18 protein-coding genes are annotated in these 19,642 nt (G+C 67.3%); 11 read left to right on the top strand and 7 right to left on the bottom strand.

Annotation, left to right across the window (positions count from 1 at the left end):
* Window positions 1-12: 12 nt before the first annotated feature.
* Window positions 13-1,194 (top strand): acyl-CoA dehydrogenase family protein, encoded by a 1,182-nt coding sequence (locus ACKY0X_RS18275; RefSeq protein ID WP_409427172.1) that lies wholly within the window; start codon window positions 13-15, stop codon window positions 1,192-1,194.
* Here ACKY0X_RS18275 and ACKY0X_RS18270 read toward each other — a convergent pair.
* Complete coding sequence (locus tag ACKY0X_RS18270) at window positions 1,178-1,999, bottom strand: AraC family transcriptional regulator (RefSeq protein WP_409427171.1); 822 nt, start codon at window positions 1,997-1,999, stop codon at window positions 1,178-1,180. The genes ACKY0X_RS18275 and ACKY0X_RS18270 overlap by 17 nt on opposite strands.
* A 25-nt stretch (window positions 2,000-2,024) precedes the next feature.
* On the opposite strand from ACKY0X_RS18270, the gene ACKY0X_RS18265 reads away from it, so the two are divergent.
* The 8 genes from ACKY0X_RS18265 (at window position 2,025) to ACKY0X_RS18230 (ending at window position 10,330) form a co-directional block, all read left to right on the top strand.
* Window positions 2,025-3,287, top strand: a complete 1,263-nt coding sequence (locus ACKY0X_RS18265; protein ID WP_409427170.1) for an amidohydrolase family protein — start codon at window positions 2,025-2,027, stop codon at window positions 3,285-3,287.
* A 7-nt stretch (window positions 3,288-3,294) separates the two neighbouring features.
* Window positions 3,295-4,119 carry an SDR family oxidoreductase gene (locus ACKY0X_RS18260; RefSeq protein ID WP_409427169.1) on the top strand — a complete coding sequence of 275 codons (825 nt, stop codon included), beginning with the start codon at window positions 3,295-3,297 and terminating at the stop codon, window positions 4,117-4,119.
* A 51-nt stretch (window positions 4,120-4,170) separates the two neighbouring features.
* Window positions 4,171-5,085, top strand: coding sequence for an IclR family transcriptional regulator (locus ACKY0X_RS18255; RefSeq protein ID WP_409427168.1), 915 nt, complete (start codon window positions 4,171-4,173; stop codon window positions 5,083-5,085).
* Window positions 5,082-7,301, top strand: coding sequence for an acyl-CoA dehydrogenase family protein (locus tag ACKY0X_RS18250; protein WP_409427167.1), 2,220 nt, complete (start codon window positions 5,082-5,084; stop codon window positions 7,299-7,301). Before ACKY0X_RS18255 ends, ACKY0X_RS18250 begins: the two co-directional genes overlap by 4 nt.
* 16 nt (window positions 7,302-7,317) lie before the next feature.
* Complete coding sequence (locus tag ACKY0X_RS18245; RefSeq protein WP_409427166.1) at window positions 7,318-8,526, top strand: thiolase family protein; 1,209 nt, start codon at window positions 7,318-7,320, stop codon at window positions 8,524-8,526.
* Window positions 8,527-8,533: 7 nt separating this feature from the next.
* A complete protein-coding gene (locus ACKY0X_RS18240; protein ID WP_409427165.1) occupies window positions 8,534-8,956 on the top strand; it encodes a Zn-ribbon domain-containing OB-fold protein in 423 nt (140 codons plus the stop codon).
* On the top strand, window positions 8,949-9,437 hold the full coding sequence (locus ACKY0X_RS18235) for a nuclear transport factor 2 family protein (protein ID WP_409427164.1): 489 nt from the start codon (window positions 8,949-8,951) through the stop codon (window positions 9,435-9,437). Before ACKY0X_RS18240 ends, ACKY0X_RS18235 begins: the two co-directional genes overlap by 8 nt.
* A gap of 119 nt (window positions 9,438-9,556) precedes the next feature.
* Entirely contained in the window at window positions 9,557-10,330 is a 774-nt protein-coding gene (locus ACKY0X_RS18230; RefSeq protein ID WP_409427163.1) for an SDR family NAD(P)-dependent oxidoreductase, read from the top strand.
* Between the two features lie 10 nt (window positions 10,331-10,340).
* Here ACKY0X_RS18230 and ACKY0X_RS18225 read toward each other — a convergent pair whose 3' ends face one another.
* The 4 genes from ACKY0X_RS18225 to ACKY0X_RS18210 form a co-directional block, all read right to left on the bottom strand.
* Window positions 10,341-11,570 carry an amidohydrolase family protein gene (locus tag ACKY0X_RS18225; RefSeq protein WP_409427162.1) on the bottom strand — a complete coding sequence of 410 codons (1,230 nt, stop codon included), beginning with the start codon at window positions 11,568-11,570 and terminating at the stop codon, window positions 10,341-10,343.
* A gap of 16 nt (window positions 11,571-11,586) precedes the next feature.
* Window positions 11,587-12,735 (bottom strand): thiolase family protein, encoded by a 1,149-nt coding sequence (locus tag ACKY0X_RS18220; RefSeq protein ID WP_409427161.1) that lies wholly within the window; start codon window positions 12,733-12,735, stop codon window positions 11,587-11,589.
* 13 nt (window positions 12,736-12,748) lie between these two features.
* Window positions 12,749-13,162 (bottom strand): Zn-ribbon domain-containing OB-fold protein, encoded by a 414-nt coding sequence (locus tag ACKY0X_RS18215; protein WP_409427160.1) that lies wholly within the window; start codon window positions 13,160-13,162, stop codon window positions 12,749-12,751.
* A 75-nt stretch (window positions 13,163-13,237) separates the two neighbouring features.
* Window positions 13,238-14,452, bottom strand: a complete 1,215-nt coding sequence (locus ACKY0X_RS18210) for a CaiB/BaiF CoA transferase family protein (RefSeq protein WP_409429690.1) — start codon at window positions 14,450-14,452, stop codon at window positions 13,238-13,240.
* A 104-nt stretch (window positions 14,453-14,556) separates the two neighbouring features.
* Between ACKY0X_RS18210 and ACKY0X_RS18205 the strand changes: the two genes are divergently transcribed.
* On the top strand, window positions 14,557-16,155 hold the full coding sequence (locus ACKY0X_RS18205) for an aldehyde dehydrogenase family protein (protein WP_409427159.1): 1,599 nt from the start codon (window positions 14,557-14,559) through the stop codon (window positions 16,153-16,155).
* Here the strand turns inward: ACKY0X_RS18205 and ACKY0X_RS18200 are convergent.
* A complete protein-coding gene (locus tag ACKY0X_RS18200; protein WP_409427158.1) occupies window positions 16,129-17,337 on the bottom strand; it encodes a cytochrome P450 in 1,209 nt (402 codons plus the stop codon). The two genes, ACKY0X_RS18205 and ACKY0X_RS18200, sit on opposite strands and share 27 nt — an antisense overlap.
* A 74-nt stretch (window positions 17,338-17,411) precedes the next feature.
* A complete protein-coding gene (locus ACKY0X_RS18195; RefSeq protein ID WP_409427157.1) occupies window positions 17,412-18,692 on the bottom strand; it encodes a cytochrome P450 in 1,281 nt (426 codons plus the stop codon).
* A 127-nt stretch (window positions 18,693-18,819) separates the two neighbouring features.
* On the opposite strand from ACKY0X_RS18195, the gene ACKY0X_RS18190 reads away from it, so the two are divergent.
* A complete protein-coding gene (locus ACKY0X_RS18190; RefSeq protein WP_409427156.1) occupies window positions 18,820-19,638 on the top strand; it encodes an NAD(P)-dependent oxidoreductase in 819 nt (272 codons plus the stop codon).
* Window positions 19,639-19,642 lie beyond the last annotated feature (4 nt).

Genomic DNA, 19,642 nt, shown 5'->3' with positions numbered 1-19,642 from the left:
ACACCGAACATCATGGACTTCTCACAACCGCAGCTGACCGACGACGACCTGGCTTTCCGCGACGAGGTGCGCGCATTCCTGGCCGCCCACGTGACCGAGGACGTCAAGCGCCGAGACCGCGAGACCGGGGACAACTTCGACGAGGTCGTTCACCTGGCGCTGGGCGCCGCGGGTTACCTGGAGGCGGAGTGGAAAACCGAGGCCGACGGCGGCTTCCCCCGCGTGCGGCGACGAATCTGGGAACTGGAGAAGCGCCGCGCCCATGTGCCGTGGGTCACCTGGGGAACCACCGCGATGGTGGCCCGCTCCGTCGCGTCGTTCGGCTCGCCCGAGCTGTGCGAGGAGATCCTGCCCGGGGTCTTCAGTGGCCACGTCCGGCTCTGCCTGGGCTACACCGAGCCCGAAGGCGGCTCCGACGTCGCAACCTGCAAGACCCGCGCGGTGCGCGACGGCGACAGCTGGGTCATTAACGGCTCCAAGATGTTCACCACCGGCGCGCACAACTGCCAGTACGTCTTCCTGATCACCAACACCGACCCGGACGCGCGGAAGCACCAGAGCCTCACCATGTTCCTGGTGCCGTTGAACACTCCGGGGATCGAGATCCAGGGCCTGCGCACCGTCGACGGCGACCGAACCAACATCGTCTACTACAGCGACGTGCGCGTCGACGACAAATACCGCCTGGGCGAGGTCAACGGCGGCTGGACCGTGCTGCGCGAGCCGCTCAACGTCGAACACGGCGCGGTGGACGCCAATCCCGATGGATTGCAGGATGTCTCGATCATGATGCACCAGGCGAACTTCATGGCTATCGCCGTCGACAAGGCGGGCGAGGTGGCCGGGCGGTCGGGGAGCATCGCGGATCGTTCGGTGGCCTACCGGCTCGGGCGCGCTGCCGCTCGGGTGGAGGCGTCCCTGTCGGCTCCCTCGATTTTCGGACGGGTGGCACTGGCGCAGGCGATGCGCGATGTCTCGCCGGACCTGATGGACTTGCTCGGAAGTGCGTCGGCGCTGCCCATCGACACCGACGGTGCCATCGACGGTGGGGCCTCGGACTACGTCTTCCGGTTCGCTCCACTGGTCGGCATCTACGGCGGGACCCTGGAGGTGTTCCGCAACATGATCGCCCAATACGTGCTGGGCCTGGGCAAGCCGAATTACTCGCCGCCAGTGGTCAAGGCGCCGAGTTGATGCGGCGGTGGTAGCTCGACGGGGCTTCACCGGCGAAGCGGGTGAACGCCCGGGTGAACGCGGACAGGCTGTCGAAGCCGATAGCCGTCGCGGTCTGCTGGACCCCCTGATCAGGAGCGGCCAGCAGCGCCATCGCCTGCAGCATTCGGGCGTGTAGCAGGTAGGTGCGCCAGGACATGCCGATCACCGCTTCGAACTGACGGCGCAGGGTGCGCTCGGAGACGGCGACCGCGTGGGCGACCTCGGCCGCGGTCACCGACGCCAGGTGCTCCTTGGTGTAGACCATGGCCGCGCCGACGATCGGATGATCCGAGGTGGGCAGGCTCAGCGGCGCCTCGTGGTCCAGTGCGGCGGAGACCAGGTGCCCCAGGGTGCGGAAGAAGTCGTCGGAGACCACGTCGCCGTCGGGCCGTTCGATCGGCCAGCGCAGCGAATGCAGCATCATCTCCCGGATCAGCGGCGAAACGGTCAGGATGCGGGCCCGGTCGCCGGCGTGGGCGACCAGCTCGGGGTCGAACATCACCGCCACCGTGCGCACCTCGGCACGCATGACGGCCTGATGCTCCAGGCCGGCGGGGATCCAGGCCGCCTGCTGCGGGGGCAACAGATAGTGCGCCGTGGTGGTCTCGACTTCGACCACACCACCGACGGCGTACTCGATCTGGTGCAAGTCATGGGAGTGCCAGCCGGTGACCAGTTGCCGTCCCTCGTAGAGGTAGCTGCCGGCCCGCGCGCGGCCGCCACGGCGCAGATCAATGTTGGCCGGTTCTGCAAAATCTATGGCCGAACGCGCGGAGACGGTCACGATTTTCCAGGGTACTAGTAGAGCCATGAACATCGACGACTTGATCCTGGTCAGCATCGACGACCACGTGGTGGAGCCGCCCGACATGTTCCTCAACCATGTCCCGGCCAAGTACAAGGCGGAGGCGCCGATCGTCGTCACCGACGACAAAGGCGTCGACCAGTGGATGTATCAGGGCCGCCCGCAAGGGGTCAGCGGGCTCAATGCCGTGGTGTCCTGGCCGGCCGAGGAGTGGGGGCGCGACCCCGCCGGCTTCGCCGAGATGCGCCCCGGCGTCTACGACGTGCACGAGCGGGTCCGCGACATGAGCCGCAACGGCATCCTCGCCTCGATGTGCTTCCCGACCTTCACCGGATTCTCCGCGCGGCACCTGAACATGACGCGCGAGAACGTCACGCTGGTGATGGTGTCGGCCTACAACGACTGGCACATCGACGAGTGGGCCGGTTCCTATCCGGGCCGCTTCATCCCGATCGCGATCCTGCCGACTTGGAACCCCGAGGCGATGTGCGCCGAGATCCGCCGGGTGGCGGCCAAGGGCTGCCGCGCGGTCACCATGCCCGAACTGCCCCACCTGGAGGGCCTGCCCAGCTACCACGACGACGAGTACTGGGGCCCGGTGTTCCGCACGCTGTCGGAGACCGGCGTGGTGATGTGTCTGCACATCGGCACCGGCTTCGGGGCGATCAGCATGGCGCCCAACGCCCCCATCGACAACCTGATCATCCTGGCCACCCAGATCTCGGCGATGTGCGCCCAGGACCTGTTGTGGGGCCCTGCGATGCGCAACTACCCGGACCTGAAGTTCGCGTTCTCCGAGGGCGGTATCGGCTGGATCCCCTTCTACCTCGACCGCAGCGACCGGCACTACACCAACCAGAAATGGCTGCGCCGCGACTTCGGCGACAAGCTGCCCTCGGAGGTGTTCCGCGAGCACTCGCTGGCCTGCTACGTCACCGACAAGACATCGCTGAAACTGCGCCACGAGATCGGCATCGACATCATCGCGTGGGAATGCGACTACCCCCACTCGGACTGCTTCTGGCCGGACGCCCCCGAGCAGGTGCTCGCCGAACTGGAGGCCGCCGGCGCCGACGACGCCGACATCAACAAGATCACCTGGGAGAACTCCTGCCGGTTCTTCGGCTGGGATCCGTTCGCCCACACCGCGCGCGAGCAGGCGACGGTGGGAGCGCTGCGGGCGACGGCCACCGATGTGGACGTGTCGATCCGGCCGCGTGCCGAGTGGGCACGCCGCTACACCGACAAGCAGCTGGCACAGGCGTAGCGGCGCCATGGTTTCGGTGATTACCGGCGGTGCCGGGGGGATGGGGTTGGCCACCGCGAAGATCGTCGGTCGCGAGCAGCCCGTGGTGCTCTGCGATGTCCGGCAAGACCGGCTGGACGCCGCGGCGGGTGTGCTGCAGGAGCTCAACGTCGTGACCGTCCACTGCGACGTCACCGATCGCGACGCGGTCGCAGCGCTGTTCGCCACCGCGGCAGGACTCGGGCCCCTCACCTCGGTGATCCACACCGCCGGAGTCAGTCCGAGCATGGGCGACGCCGACTACGTCATGCGGACCAATGCCGTGGGCACCCTGAACGTCAACGAGGTCTTCCACCAGATCGCGCCCGAGGGGGCCGCGATTGTCAACGTGGCGTCGATGGCCGCGCACCTGCTGCCCGAGGAGTTGATCCCGGTCGGGCAGTTCCCGCTGGCACTGCAGGACGTCCCGGCGTTCCTGGATGCCATGGCGGCCGGCTACAGCGGGTTTCCCGAAGAGGTGCGCTCGGGTTTCGCCTACGCCGTGAGCAAGGCGTTCGTCCGCTGGTACTCCAGCTCGCAGGCCGAGCGGTTCAACGGTCGCAGCCTGCGCATCGTCTCGGTCTCGCCCGGTTCGGTGGACACCGAAATGGGCCGGTTGGAGGAGCGGGCCGGCGCGGGGGCGATGGTCACCGACGCCGCGATCCCGCGCTGGGGAACGCCCGAGGAGATGGCTGAACTGCTGGCGTTCTGCGCCAGCAACCAGGCGGGATATCTCACCGGAACCGACATCCTCAACGACGGCGGCGTCGTCGCCTCGATGCGTGAGCGAGCGCGGGTGGCGGCCACCGGCTGACGCCCGCCGCGAACTTGCGCGCGTCGACTATTCGACGTACTTTTCGAAAGTATGACGGCAGCGACGGACGGCGACGGCACGGTGCGTCCGGTCTCCTCGCCGCCCACCGAGCGGGTGATGCGGATCCTGGAGCTGCTCGCCGCCGACCCGGAACGGCACTTATCTCTGTCGGAGATCTCGCAGACCCTGGGCATCAGCCACGGCACTTGCCACGCGATCCTCGCCACCTTGGCCAGCCGGCAGTGGCTCGTGCGGGACCGCCAGTCGGGCGGATATTCCTGGGGCCCAGCGCTGGCCGCGCTCGCCCGCCCCATCAACCGGCAGGCCTTCCGGCCCGAGCTGCAGCGGCTTTTCGACGCGGTCGGCCGACAGGTGATCCTCGGTGCTCGCCAGGGCGCGACAGTGGTGGTGACCGATTCGGTAGGGGAGTCGATCGCCGGTCTGCGGTTGGGCGCCGGCTTCCGGATTCCGCTGGTGGCGCCGTTCGGCCGTGAGTTCATCGCCGGCGCAGGCGAACCGGTCAAGAAGGAATGGCTCGGCGGGCTGGGCGCACCATCGCCGCGGTTGCGGCGACGGCTGGCCGCCGTGCTCGACGAGGTCGGCCGGCGCGGCTACGCAATCGACCGGATGAGCCGCGAATATGTGCGGGTGTACTCGGCGCTGCAGGCACTGGCGGCCGACGGCGAGCCCGACGCGATCACCGCCCGGTTGGCCACGGCGTTCGCCGATCTCACCGAGGTCGACTACCTGCCCGACGAACTCGGCAACACCGAGCGGCATCCGATCGCCAGTGTCTCGGCTCCGGTCCGCGACATCGACGGGACGGTGACGATGTCGGTGGGAGTCGCCCCCTTCGCAGCCCTGACCGCCGCGGAGGTCGACGAACTTGGTGCGGCCGTGCGCGAGACCGCCGCACGCATCCAATCCCAGTGGTCTGCACGTGGAGAACATGAGGAGAGCTCGTGAGCGTGACGCTCAGCGCCGAACAACGCCAGCTCGGCGAGTCGTTGCGGCAGTTCGCCGGCCGGCACGCACCGATGGCCGACACCCGCAAGGCCTTCGATGCGCTGGCCGCCGGGGAACTGCCGTCTTGGTGGGACGACTTGGTCGCCAACGGGTTTCACGCGATTCACCTGCCTGAACAGTACGGCGGACAGGGTGGCGGGCTGCTCGACGTCGCCGCGGTACTGGAGGCCGCGGGAACAGTGTCGCTGCCGGGTCCGCTGCTGCCGACAGTGACCGCCGGCGCGGTCGGTCTGCTCGCCGAGGCCACGCCGGCGCGGGAGGAGTATCTGCGTGCCCTTGCCGCCGGTGCGCCGGCGGCCGTCGTGCTTGGCGGGCAATCGGACTTCGTCGCACGACGAGCCGACGAGGGCTGGCTGATCAGCGGTGCCTCGGACGTGATCTCCGGTGCCCGCTCGGCCCGCCTCGCGCTGGTCTGCGCCCGCTGCGAGGACGGGACCGACCTGTGGACCGTGGTCGACACGGGCCGAGCAACGATCCAGACGGTGGCCGGCACGGACCTGCTCACCGACCTGGCCACGATCACCCTGGCTGATCACCCGGCGCGCGCCGCCGAGGTACTGACCGGGATCGACACCGGGCGCGCGGAGTATCTCGCGGTCGGTCTTGCCGCAGCGGTGTGTGCCGGCATCGCCGGGTGGTGCGTCGAGGCGGCCACCGCGCACCTGCACACCCGCGAACAGTTCGGCGTCCGGATCGGCACATTTCAGGCATTGCAGCACCAGGCGGCCATGTTGCTGGTCAGCGCCGAACTGGCCTGTGCCGCGGCGTGGGACGCGCTGCGAGCCGTCGCCGATTCCGCCCCGCAGCATCGCATCGCCGCCGCTACCGCAGCGTTGGCGGCGGTCGCGCCGTGTCCGGACACCGTGTTCGACACCTTGACGATGTTCGGCGCGATCGGGTTCACCTGGGAACACGATCTGCACCTGTACTGGCGTCGCGCCACCAGCCTCGCCGCGTCGATCGGTGCGGCCACCGACTGGGCTCGCCGGCTCGGCGAGCTGACCGTCGCGCAGCAGCGGGACTTCACCGTCGACCTCGGCGGTGCCGAAGCCGAGTTCCGGGCGGAAGTCGCAACGACTCTCGACGCAGCCCAGGAGCTGGCGAACGACGGTCCGGGACGCCAGGGCGACTACCCGCACTTCGAAACGGGCCCGCAGCGGACGCTGATCGCCGACGCCGGGCTGATCGCACCGCAGTGGCCCGCGCCGTGGGGACGCGACGCCTCCCCACTGCAGCAGCTGATCATAATCGAAGAGTTCGCCAAACGGCCCGGTCTGGTCCGGCCGTCACTGGGCATCGCCGAATGGATCCTGCCGTCGCTCGTGCGCGCCGCACCGGATGCCTTGCAGCAGCGGCTGATTCCCCCGACCCAGCGCGGCGAACTCGCCTGGTGCCAATTGTTCTCCGAGCCCGGTGCCGGCTCCGACCTGGCGTCGCTGACCACCCGAGCGGTCAAGGTCGACGGCGGATGGCGCATCAACGGCCACAAGATCTGGACCTCGGCGGCGCAACGCGCCGACTACGGCGCACTGCTGGCCCGTACCGACCCCGCGGCGGCCAAGCATCGCGGGATCGGCTACTTCATCGTGGACATGCGCTCGCCGGGCATTGAAGTCCAGCCGATCGTGATGGCCACCGGGGCAGCAGAATTCAACGAAGTGTTCCTCACCGACGTCTTCGTGCCCGACGAGATGCTGCTCGGGGAGCCCACCGAAGGCTGGCAGCTGGCGATCGCCACCATGGCCGAGGAGCGCACCGCCATCAGCGGATACGTCGAGAACGACCGAGCTGTGGCGCTGCGGTCCATCGCCGCGGCACCCGGCCGATCGCGCAATGACGCACTGCGCGCACTCGGCGAAATCGACGCCTACGCCAACGCGATCAGGGCGCTCGGGGTACGCGAGACCATCAGGCTGCTGGACGGCGAGGGCATGGGGGCGTCGTCAAGCATCGCGAAAGTGGCGATGAACGTGCTGCTGCGCCGCACCTTCCACGCGACGTTGGCGACCGTCGGGCGATTGGCGATGGTCGCCGATTCCGACCCGGCCGTCGTCGAACCGTATCTGTTGTCGCCGGCCGAGCTGATCGGCGGCGGTACCAAGGAAATTCAGCTGAACATCATCGCCCAGATGATTCTCGGCCTGCCCCGCAAATGAGATGAAGGATCGCCGCATGGGACTACGTGGAGACGCCGCGATCGTCGGCTATGTCGAGCTGGCGCCGGAACGGATGAACAAGGCCACCCCGGCCCCGTTCACGCTGGAGCAGTGGGCCGAGTTGAGCGCGGCGGCGCTGGCCGACGCGGGCCTTCCGGGCGAACTCGTCAACGGCATCGTCACCTCGCACCTGGGCGAATCCGAGATCTTCGTGCCCTCCACGATCGCCGAATATCTGGGGGTTCCAGCACGGTTCGCCGAGATCGTCGACTTGGGCGGGGCCAGTGCCGCGGCCATGGTGTGGCGCGCCGCGGCGGCGATCGAACTGGGCATCTGTGATGTGGTGCTGTGCGCGCTGCCGGCCCGCTACATCACCCCGATGTCGGAACGTAAACCCAAGCCACTGGTCGACGCCATGTTCTTCGGGTCCTCGAGCAACCAATACGGTTCCCCGCAAGCCGAGTTCGAGATTCCCTACGGCAACCTGGGGCAGAACGGCCCCTACGGCCAGGTCGCCACGCGCTATGGCGCCGTCTACGGCTACGACGAACGGGCGATGGCCAAACTGGTCGTCGATCAGCGTGTCAACGCCAATCACACCGACGGCGCCATCTGGCGCGACACCCCGCTGAGCGTTGAGGACGTACTGGCCAGCCCGGTGATCGCCGACCCGCTACACATGCTGGAGATCGTGATGCCCTGCGTGGGCGGTGCCGCGGTTGTGATCGCGAGTGCCGACATCGCCAAGCGAGCCCGCAACCGTCCGGTGTGGATCAAGGGATTCGGCGAACACGTGCCGTTCAAAACGCCGACATACGCCGCCGATCTGCTGGCGACTCCCATCCGCGAGGCCGCCGACACCGCCTTCGCCATGACCGATCTGACGCGCGCGGACATGGACATGGTCTCCATCTACGACTGCTACACGATCACCGTGCTGCTGTCGCTGGAGGACGCCGGCTTCTGCGAGAAAGGCAAGGGCATGCAGTTCCTCGCCGATCACGACCTGACCTTCCGCGGCGACTTCCCGCTCAACACCGCGGGCGGTCAACTCGGATTCGGCCAGGCCGGCCTGGCCGGCGGCATGCACCACGTCTGCGACGCTACCCGCCAGATCATGGGCCGGGCTCAGGCCGCGCAGGTGGCCGACTGCAACCGGGCCTTCGTCTCGGGCAACGGCGGAATCCTGTCGGAACAGACGACGCTGATCCTGGAAGGGGACTAGACCGGAGATGATCACTTTCGAACGGCCGATGCCGGTCAAGACCCCCACCACCGCTCCGTTCTGGGATGCGCTGGCGCAGCACCGCATCGTCATCCAGTACTCGCCGTCGACCGCGAGCTACGTGTTCTATCCGCGAGTCCGCGCTCCGCGCACCCTGGCCGATGACCTGGAATGGCGCGAGATCTCCGGGATGGGCACGCTGTACTCCTTCACGGTGGCCCGCCGCCCGGTCGGGCCGCACTTCGCCGACGCCGTCCCGCAGCTGCTGGCGATCGTCGAATGGGATGAGGGCCCCCGATTCTCGACCGAACTGGTCAACACCGATCCCGCCGATCTGGTGGTGGGAATGCGGGTGCGGCCGGTGTTCTGCGACTATCCGGAACACGACGTCACGATGCTCCGCTACGAACCGGCTCCGAGTCGTGGCTGACGACACCGCGGCGCAGATCGAGGCGATCAAACGCCTGAAGTCCCGCTACTGCCGCTACCTGGACACCAAAGACTGGGCGGCTTGGCGCACGCTATTCACCGATGACTTCGTCAGCGATACATCGCATGCGGGTGGCAAAGTCATCACTGGCGCCGACGAATTCGTGGCTTTCACCCGTAGAAGCCTGCAAGATCAACCCACGGTGCACCAGGTCCACGCGCCCGACATCGAGCTGGACTCGCCGACCTCGGCGCACGGGGTGTGGGCGCTGGAGGACGTGGTGCGGTTCGGCCCCGGCGTCAACCTGCGCGGCTACGGCCACTACACCGAGACCTACGAAAAGGTCGACGGCGACTGGCGGATCAAGACCTCGACGCTGACCCGGCTGCGCGAGGACATCTTCAACGGGGTGTTCGCGGTCTACCTCTCGCCGCGTATCCGATCGTCGCTGGCCAGGGTCGCCGGCCGGTTCCTCAACTGAGCGCCTGAACGCGCCTGCCGGACACCCTCGTACGCCATACTGAATGGATTACGGGAATAGCTATAGTATAGGCGCCGGGGTGGATCCCGGATCGTCGTGTCCAAACAAGGGGAGTGTTCGTGGAGATCGAAAACAAGCGCGCGATCATCGTCGGTGGCGCATCGGGTTTCGGTAGGGCGACAGCGGAGCTGTTGGCCAAACGCGGTGCCCAAGTGGCGGTCTTGGACCGGCCACAGTCCAAGGGCAAGGAAGTGGCCGAATCGATCGGCGGGCTCTTCTTCGAAGCCGACGTCACCGACTTCGCCGGTACCGAGCGGGTGCTGAACGAGGCGGTCGAGGCGTTGGGCGGGCTGCACATCGCGGTTACCACCGCAGGAGGCACCACCGCAGGCGGCGGTATCGGTGAGCGAACGATCAAACGCGACGGGCCGCACGACCTGGAGGCGTTTCGCAGCACCCAGGATCTCAACGTCGTCGGGACCTTCAACGTCAGCCGGCTCGCGGCCTGGCACATGAGCACCAATGAGCCGGAAGACGATGAGCGCGGCGTGATCATCAATACGTCCTCGATCGCGGCGTTCGAAGGCCAGATCGGGCAGATCGCTTACACCGCCTCCAAGGCTGCCATCGCCGGGATGTGCCTGACGATGGCCCGTGATCTGGGTGGAGTGGGCATCCGGGTGCTGGCGATCGCGCCCAGCCTGTTCGCCACGGGCCTCACCCAGGGCATCCCCGACGAATTCGCCGCCGTGCTGACCAAGGATGCGGCGTTCCCCAAGCGGCTGGGCCGCCCGGAGGAGTATGCCAAACTGGCGGCCGCCATCGTCGAGAATCCGATGCTCAACGGCCAGTGCATCCGCCTGGATGCCGGCCAGCGCTTCGCACCGAAGTGACCCGGCAACGTTAGGCGTCGGCGAGCGCCGGCGGCTTGAGCGCGGCCGGATCCGGATTCGCGATCGGGCGCCCCATGAACCGGCGGGCATTGTCGCCCATGAAGTCATAGGTGCGCCGAACGTCCATTCCCTCGGCGTAGCGCCAGAATCCCTTCGGCTCGGCCAGTCCCTCGGGATGCGGATAGTCCGACCCGAACAGCACCTTGTCCCAGCCGACGGTGTCCACCACGTCGGAGACGGCGCCCTCCCAGAACGGGCTGACCCAGATGTTGCGCCGGAACACCTCATGCGGATGCTCCGGGAAGTTCTGCGGCATCTTCCTGTAGAGGTCGCCGAAGTCGTGAAACAGCGGCCCGATCCAGGAGCTGCCGTTCTCCACGCTGGCGATGCGCAGCTTGGGGAATCGGGTCAGGGTGCCATGGCAGATCAGCGCGGTGATCATGTCGGCGATCTCGCGGTGCCCCAACACCATCCAGCGGAAAGCGCTCTGTGTCATGAAGTTCTGCGTGTACGGCGGCTCCCAGCGGCCGACGTAGTCGTCGAGCGGCGGGAAGCTGGCATGCAGCACGATGGGAAGTCCGGCGGCCTGGACATCACGCCAGAACGGGTCGAACTCCGGCAGCGCCGGAGAGCGCCAACCGCGGATACCGTTGACCGGTCCGGGTTTGATCAGCGCCACCGCAGCGCCCTGACCGAGGATGTACTCCAGTTCGCGCTGCGCGCCCTTGACCTCGGACAGGTTGATGATCGGCGTGGAGAACACCCGGCCGTCGTAGTCGTAGGACCAGTGCTCGGCCATCCACTGATTCAGCGCGTGAATGATGGCCAGCGTGAGCTCCGGATCGTCGGCGCTGGAATGCTCGACCAGGCTGGCCAACGTGGGGTAGTTCAACGCTTCGGTGACGCCCTGGCGGTCCAGCTCGGCGACCCGGTCCGCGGGGTTGCGGGTGGCCGACGGTGCCTCGATCGCCTGGCCTTGCATCTCACGCAGGGTCAGGCCCTCGGTGTTCTCCCCGGCGAAGAACTTCTCGTGTGCGCCCGGTGCGGCGACCCGCTCGAAGGTGGGGTTGGGGATGAAGTCGCTGACCTTGCCGTTGATGATGATCCGGGTCTGGCGGCCGATCTGGGCGAATTGGACCGCCCGCGAGTACTTCTCCGGCAGGTATTTGGTCAGTGCCTCGGGGGTCTCGTACATGTGTTGGTCGGCATCGAAGATCGGTGCGTCACGGAACTGGCTCATGGGTGTCTCCCGGTCGCTAGGTGGTGAGGATGGTGGCTGCGGCGGTGCCCGGCGCGCCGTAGAGCTGAGCGAATCCCACCTTCGGGCCCCCGGGCACCTGCCGGTCGCCGGCTTCGCCGCGCAGCTGGCGGACCAGCTCGTGGATCTGGCGCAGTCCGGAGGCGCCGATCGGTTCGCCGTTGGCGATCAGGCCGCCGTCGGTGTTGACCGGCAGTGACCCGGTGATCTCGGTCGCGCCGTCGGCCAGCAGCTTCTCCTGGTCGCCGTCGGCGCAGAAGCCGCACTCGGCCATGTGGATGATCTCGGCCCCGGCGTCGGTGTCCTGCAACTGGATGACGTCGACGTCTTCGGGTGCGACGCCGGCCTTTTCGAAGGCAGCGCTGGCGGCGTACACCGTGGGCGCAACGTCTTCGGTGACCGGGGCGAAGGTGGTGTTCACCTCGTAGGCGCCGTAGCGCCGCGTGCGGACCTCCACCGCGCGCAGGTATACCGGCTTGTCGGTGTAGCGGTGCGCGATGTCGGCGCGGCACATGACCACCGCCGCCGCGCCCTCGTCGGGAGCGCAGAACATGTATTGGGTCAGCGGATAGTTCAGCATCGCCGAGCCCAGGATCTCCTCCTCGGAGATCGGCTTGCGTCGGAACGCATTCGGGTTCAGCGCGCCGTTGCGGAAGTTCTTCGCCGCAACTTTGGCCAACGTCTGTTGGGAGATGCCGTGCTCGTGCAGGTAGCGATTGGCCTTCATGCCGAAGAACTGAGTGGTCAGGTACTGACCGTTCTCGGCATACCACCGCGGCATTCCGACCAGCGCCGGGTCTTCGGTGAACGCCCCGCGCGGGTGTTTGTCCAGGCCGACGGCGATGCCGATGTCGTAGTCGCCCAGCCGGATACCGTCGGCGCAGACCTTGACCGCGCTGGCCGCGGTGGCGCATGCGTTGAACACGTTGGTGAACGGGATGCCCGACAGCCCGACCATCCCGACGATCGCATCCGGATTGGCCACCGTCCAGCTGCCGCCGGTCGCGGCCCCGATGTCCTTCCAGTCCACCCCCGCGTCGGCCACCGCCGCAAAGATCGCGTCGACCCCCATTGTCATCGCGGACTTGCCCTCGAATCGGCCGAACGGGTGCAAGCCGACACCGATGATCGCTACGTCATGAGTCATAAGATCGCGTCTCCTAAACCGGCCGAAAGGCGAAGGTGATGACCTCGTTGCCGTCGGCATCGGAGGTGAACGGCACCATGACCAACTCCACCGGCATGCCGAATTCCAGCTTGTCCGGGTCGTTCTCGGTGAGGCGACCTTCGACCCGGATGACGTCGCCCAGCTGCACCAGACCGACACCGAACGGTACGAAGTCCTTACCGGTGGGACCCAGATACGGCGCCCCGGGCGGAAAGCCCTGGGTGGTCCAGGCCACCAGGGTTCCGGTGCGCGGCAGCAGCTCCTGGCTCATCCGGTCGCCGCTGCAGCTCGGACAGCGTGGCTGGGCCGGAAAGACCGTGGCGGCGCAGTCCGCGCAGCGACTGCCCACCAACTGCGGGCTTTCCTCCGGCCAGGTCGAGATGTCGGGAGCTAGCGCCTTCTGCATCGGTCCTCCGTTGACTCTGCGTTGGTGGTGGAAAAGGTCGGGTAGGCAGCGCCGTGGCCGCAGACTCAGCGATGGTTAGGCGATAGCGCCTGACTCCTTGAGCTTTTCGATGCGGTCCCAGTCGATCCCGAGCTCCGTCAACACGATCTCGGTGTGCTCGGATGCCTGCGGGGCGCGGGTCGTCTCCAGTGGCTCATGGTTGAACTGGACCGGGCCGCGGACCACTTTGAATGCCGGCCCGCCGTCGCCGGCCTCGACCTCGACGATCATGTCGTTGGCGATGGCCTGTTCGTCGGAGCCCAGGTCGACCAGGCTCTGGAACGGTGCCCACTGGCCCTTCATGGTCTTGAGGTGCTGACGCCAGTACTCGAAGGGCTTGGAGCCGATCGCGTCGACGATCAGAGCGCTGGCTGCCTCGGCGTTCTGCATCAACGGCAGCACCTCGGAGAACCGGGGGTCGTCGGCCGCATCGGGAATGCCCAAATGCTCGAAGGTGTCGCGGATGTATCCGGTCGGGCTGACGATGCACAGGTTGATGGTGCCGCCGTCGGAGGTGGTGTAGTTGCCCAGGAACGGATTCGCCGGTGAGCCACCGGATTGCGGCATGAGTGCACGCATGGCTTCGCCGGTCTCCATGCCCTGGGTCACGCTGGCGCCGGCCGCCCACCACGCGGTGGACAGCAGCGAGACGTCGACCTCGAGGGCTTCCCCGGTGCGCTCGCGATGCAGCAGTGCGGCGGCGATGCCGCCAGCGATGTTCATGCCGCCGACCGAATCGCCGAACGCCGGGATTCCCTGGGACAGTGGCGCACCGAGCTCTTCGGGGCTCAGGGCGTGCCCCACTCCGCTGCGGGTCCAGAACGCGGTGCCGTCGAAGCCGCCGGTATCGCGTTCGGGGCCCTTGTCGCCGTATGCGCTGCCGCGGGCATAGACGATGTTCGGATTCGCGGCGCGGATGTGTTCCACATCGAACCTGTTCTTCTGCCGCGCCCGCGGCAGGTAGTTGGTCAGGAACACGTCGGCGGTGGCTGCGAGCTCGTAGAGCACCTGCTGGCCGTCCGGGGTCGAGACGTCGATGCCGACGCTGCGCTTGCCGCGGTTGGGATGTTCGATCAGCGGATGTCGATCGGGGTCGAGTTCGAAACCGCCCATCCGGATAAAGCCGCGCTGGGTGTCGCCGCGCACCGGGTGCTCGACCTTGATGACGTCGGCCCCCCAATCGGCCAGGATCGCCCCGGCCGCCGGAACGAACGTGAACTGCGCGACCTCCAGCACCCGGAAGCCATCCATCACCTTGATCAACTCAGCGCGCTCCTGCCGCCGTGTGAACCTCGCAAGAACCAATTGAAGTATTCTACTGTAATGGTTACGGTTGGGCATCCGAAAGGGGTCAGGTGAGCGACGTCGGACAGCGGGTCAGCAGCGTTGAGATCGGCGAACGGGCTGCCGCGGCGGCAGAGTCGCGCCTGCTGATCGACGGCAAGCTGGTGGCAGCGGCCTCGGGTGCGCAGTTCGACAATGTCAGTCCGGCCACCGGGCGGCTGTTGGGGACCACCGCGGCCGCCGACCGCAACGACATGCTGCAGGCGATTGGGGCGGCTCGGCGAGCGTTCGACGACACCGATTGGTCGACCAACCGAGAACTGCGCAAGCGCTGCCTGGCGCAACTGCAGTCGGCGCTGGAGGCCGAGAAGGAGGAACTGCGCACCGAGCTGATCGCCGAGGTCGGCTGCCCGGTCATGACGACCCAACTGGCACAGCTGGATTGGCCGCTCGTTGACGGGCTGCGTTACCCGGGACGGTTGATTGATGAATTCGAGTGGGAGCGGCAGCTCGACGGCGGCGGACTGTTCGGCGACCGCAACATCCGCACCGTCGTCAAAGAGCCGGTCGGTGTGGTCGCGGCGATCACGCCGTCCAACTTTCCGATCGAGGTGATCCTCAACAAGCTGGGGCCGGCCCTGGCGGCCGGCAACACGGTGGTGCTCAAGCCCGACCCGAACACCCCGTGGAACGCTACCCGGCTGGGTCGCCTGATCGCTGAGCACACCGACATCCCCGCGGGGGTGGTCAACGTGGTGCCCACGCCGTCCAACGAGGTGGCCGGACTGCTGGGCACCGACCCTCGCGTCGACATGATCTCCTTCACCGGATCCACTACGGTCGGCAAGCTGCTGGCCCGCGCCAGCGCCGACACCATGAAGCGGACCTTCCTGGAGCTGGGCGGAAAATCGGCGCTGGTCGTGCTCGACGACGCCGACCCGGCCAAGGTCATCCCCGGTGCGGTAGGGGTGTGCGTGCACGCGGGGCAGGCCTGCGCGGCCACCACCCGGATGCTGGTGCATACCAGCCTCTTCGACGAGTTGGTCGCCGCGGTCACCGCGGCCTTTGCGGCCGTCGCCGTGGGTGACCCGGCGCTGCCGCAGACCCTGGTTGGCCCGCTGATCAGCGCCGCACAGAAGCGGCGGGTGCTCGATGCCTACGCCCAGGCCCGGCGCGACGGGGCCGAGATCACCATCGGCGGAGGCGAAGTCACCGGCCTGCCGGACGAGCTGGCGGGTGGGCACTACGTGGCGCCGACGGTGATCGTCGGGGTCGACAACAGCGCCGCCATCGCGCAGCGGGAGGTGTTCGGGCCGGTGCTGGTGATGCTGCCGTTCAGTGACGACGACGAGGCGGTGCGGATCGCCAACGACAGTGCCTACGGGCTGGCCGGCGCGGTGGTCTCGACATCGAACGAACGGGCGCTGGACGTGGCGCGCCGGATCCGAACTGGCGCGATCGGCGTCAACGGCGGCATGTACTACGGCGCCGACGCGCCGTTCGGCGGCTACAAGAGCAGCGGCTGGGGCCGACAGTGCGGAATCGAGGGGTTCGCGCAGTACTTGGAGACCAAGACGATCGGCTACCGCAAACCGCGCGGCGCCTGGCCCGCAGCCCCGCGCAGGCGCGAGCCGGCAGACTTATCAGGCGGTGAAGGTCACCGGAAGTGACCGCGGGGAGCGAAACGGCTGCCCATAGATGTGCGGGTTGTCATCGGTGACCAGGGTGATCTCGCCGAGGCGGTCCAGCAGGCATTCCATCGCGACCCGCATCTCCATGCGCGCCAGATGCAGACCCATGCAGGTGTGCTCGCCGGCGGCGAACGTGATGTGCGGAATCCACTTGCGGAAGATGTCGAAATCCTCCGGCCGTTCCCACCGGGCCTCGTCACGGTTGGCCGACCCGATGCAGACATCGACGACGGCGCCGGCGGGAACTTCCACGCCGGCCACCTCGGTGTCACGGATGGCGGTGCGCTGCACCGTGGTCAGCGGCGTCTCATAGCGCAGCCCCTCCTCGATGGCGGCGCCGATCAGATCGTGGTCGGCGCGCACCGCCGCGAACTGTTCGGGATGGGTGAGCAGCAGGTAGAGCAGGTTGCTGGTGGCCCGGTAGGTGGTCTCCAGACCCGCGGGCAGCAGCAGGCGCAGAAACGAGAAGATCGCTTCCTCGGTGAGCTTCTCGCCGTCGACCTCCGCGGTGACCAGGTCGCCGATGATGTCTTCGGTCGGCTGGGATTTGCGTTTCTCCATCTGAGCCAGGAAGTAGTCCTTCAACTCCACCGAAGCGGCGAACGCCCGCTCATAGTTGACGGTGTAGCTGATCAGCTCGATCGCGCGCTGGCGGAACCAGGGCAGATCCTCTTCGGGTAGGCCCAACAGCTTGGAGATGACCCGGGTGGGGAACTCGAAGGTGAAGCCGGACACCAGATCGGCGGTGCCGTCGACGATGAACTCATCGATCAGGGCGGTGCAGACCGGCCGCACCACCTCCGGCTCCCAGTGCACCAACGACTTCCGCTTGAACGCCGACGAGACCAAGTTGCGATGCTTGCGGTGCGGCTCGCCCTCCATCGCCAGGATGGTCGGTCCGATGAACAGGCCGATCGTGACGTCGTAGATGTGCGAGTTGAACGAATCCGCTTCGCGGAACACCTGATTCACTGCCTCGAAGGAGACCGCGGCGAACTGGGTCTTGGGCCGAAGCGATGCCGGGGTCTTGGAGTAGTCCATGACCGTTCCGGGGAAGACCCCGGGTCCCTCGCGCTTGCTCCGAAAGTACGGGTAGGGGTTCTTCAGGTAGTCGGCAGGCTTGTCGAGTGCGGCAGCGATGTCGTCAACCTGGCTTTCCACGGCTGATCTCCCGTCGGGCGTAGCAACATACTGTAAAGATTACAGTAAAGGATTAAGCAAGTGTCGCGCCAGCGTCAGGCCAGGCTGATCGGCATCCGCTTGATGCCGTGCACGAAGGTGCTCTGCAGGTATTCCGGCTCGCCGAGGGTGACCTCGGGCAACCGGGTGAGCAGCTCGTAGAACAGGTGCCGCAGCTCCATCCGGGCGACGTGGGTGCCCAGGCAGTAATGCGCGCCGCCGCCGCCGAAGCCCAAGTGCGGGTTGGTGGTGCGGGTGAGGTCGAACTCATGCGGCCGGTCGAACACCGACTCGTCGCGGTTGGCCGAGCAGTAGTACAGCGCCACCTTCTCGCCGGTCTTGATCTCGGTCCCGGCTACCTCGGTGTCCACCACCGCGTGGCGGGCGAAGGCGAGTACCGGTGTCGCCCAGCGCACGAATTCCTCGACCGCCCCGCCGATCCGATTGTCGTAGTCGTCCAGCAGCCAGGCGCGCTGCTCGGGATGTTCGACGAGGGCCTTGAATGCGTGCGTGGTGGCCTGCTTGGTGGTGTCGTTGCCCGCAGAGCCGAGCAGCACCATGAAGGAGCCGAGCTCTTCGTCGGTGAGACGGTGGCCGTCGACCTCGGCGTTGACCAGCTCGGTCATCAGGTCATCGTGTGGTTCGGCGCGGCGGCGCTGCGCCAGTTCGACGCCGGAACCGGCCAGCACGCCCAGCTGGGTCATGACGTGCACCGCCCGCTCCTCTAGCGAGGCGTACTCGTCGTCGCTGCCACTGAACAGGCATTCGGCGGCGTAGGCGACCTTCTGCTGGTCGGCCGGGTCGATGCCGATCATGTCGGAGACGGTGCGCATCGGCAGTTGGCCCGAACAGCTTGCGACGAAGTCGATCTGGTCGCCGCCGCGCAATTGGGTCAACAGGTCGTCGACAATGCTGCGGGAGTTGGCCTTGATCTGGTCCTCGATGCGTCGGACCTGCCGCGGTGTGAAGCCCGAACTGATGAGCTTGCGGTACCGGGTGTGCTCCGGCGGGTCCATCGCCAGGAAGAACGTCATGTTGCGTTGGATCTCGGCCGGCATCGGGTCGACGCTGACGCCTTCGCGGGAACAGAACAGCTCTTCGTGCTGGCTGATGAACTTGACGTCGGCGTGCCGGGTTGCCGCCCAGTAGCCGGTCTCCTGGTGGGGGAACACGGCGTCCATCGGCCGGTGCCAGGTCAGGCCCGGTTCGCCGCGCAGCGTGGCGAACGTTTCGTCTCGGGTCCGGAAGTCCTTGCCCCAGAACTCGGTTTCGGAGATGTCGAGGCGATGGTAGGGGTGCGGGGAAATCGGTGCGGCAGGTGACGAATCGATTGTCATGGTTTCCTCTCGGAAGGTTGTTCCCCGAAAAGTCGACAGTAAGCACGACTGTAACGAATTCGGCGCCCGTGAACAATGCTACGGTTGCCCTTACCGGATAGCCGAAAGCTGCCTTGAGGAGCCGAGAATGAGCGCAACGGGCCAGGTCGTCGGATTCGTGGGAGCCGGCCAGATGGGCGAACCGATGGTCGCGCGCCTGGTCGCCGCCGGGTATCGCGTTCAGGTCTATGCCCGACGGCCGGAGGTGCGTGAACGGCTCGCGGCCGCCGGCGCCGTGCCAGTGGAGTCAATCGCCGCGACCGCCCGCGACGCCGGCGTCGTGATCAGCTGCCTGTTCTCCGACGCGCAACTGCTCGAGGTTGCCACCGGCGCCGACGGCTTGCTGGCCAATGCCGACTCCAGCACCGTCGTGGTGTCGCACACCACCGGGACGGTGAGCACGCTGACCGCACTGGCGGCGGAGTTTCCGAACGGCCCGGCGCTGGTGGATGCTCCGGTCAGCGGCGGCGCGCATGACATCGAGGCCGGCAGGCTGACGGTGCTGCTCGGCGGCCCCGACGACGCGGTGGCCCGTGCGCAGCCGGTCTTGGCGGCCTACGCCGACCCGGTGATCCTCACCGGGGGACTGGGCACCGCGCTCAACCTCAAGTTGATCAACAACGTGCTGTTCGCCGCCAATGCGCAGCTGGTCGCCGCCGCGGTCGAGCTGGGCAAGAACCTCGGGGTGCGCGATACCAGCCTGTTCGAGGCGCTCGCGCAGTGCAGTGGCGGCAGCCGGGCCGCGGGATACGTGCAATCGGCCGGTGGGGTGGACAGTTTCGCCAAAGTGGTTGCACCCTTTATGCGCAAGGACGTTGCGGCCTGCATCGAGGCCGCCGCCGACCGTGGCGTCGAACTGGGCCAGCTGCAGACCGTGGCCCAAAACGGGCCACTGGATCTGTCGTGACCGC

The sequence above is a fragment of the Mycobacterium sp. SMC-11 genome (assembly GCF_046250095.1).
GTDB classification, from domain to species: domain Bacteria; phylum Actinomycetota; class Actinomycetes; order Mycobacteriales; family Mycobacteriaceae; genus Mycobacterium; species Mycobacterium heraklionense_A.
The sequence above is the reverse complement of the archived record's forward strand: the minus strand, read 5'-3'. Positions and strand labels throughout refer to the sequence as shown.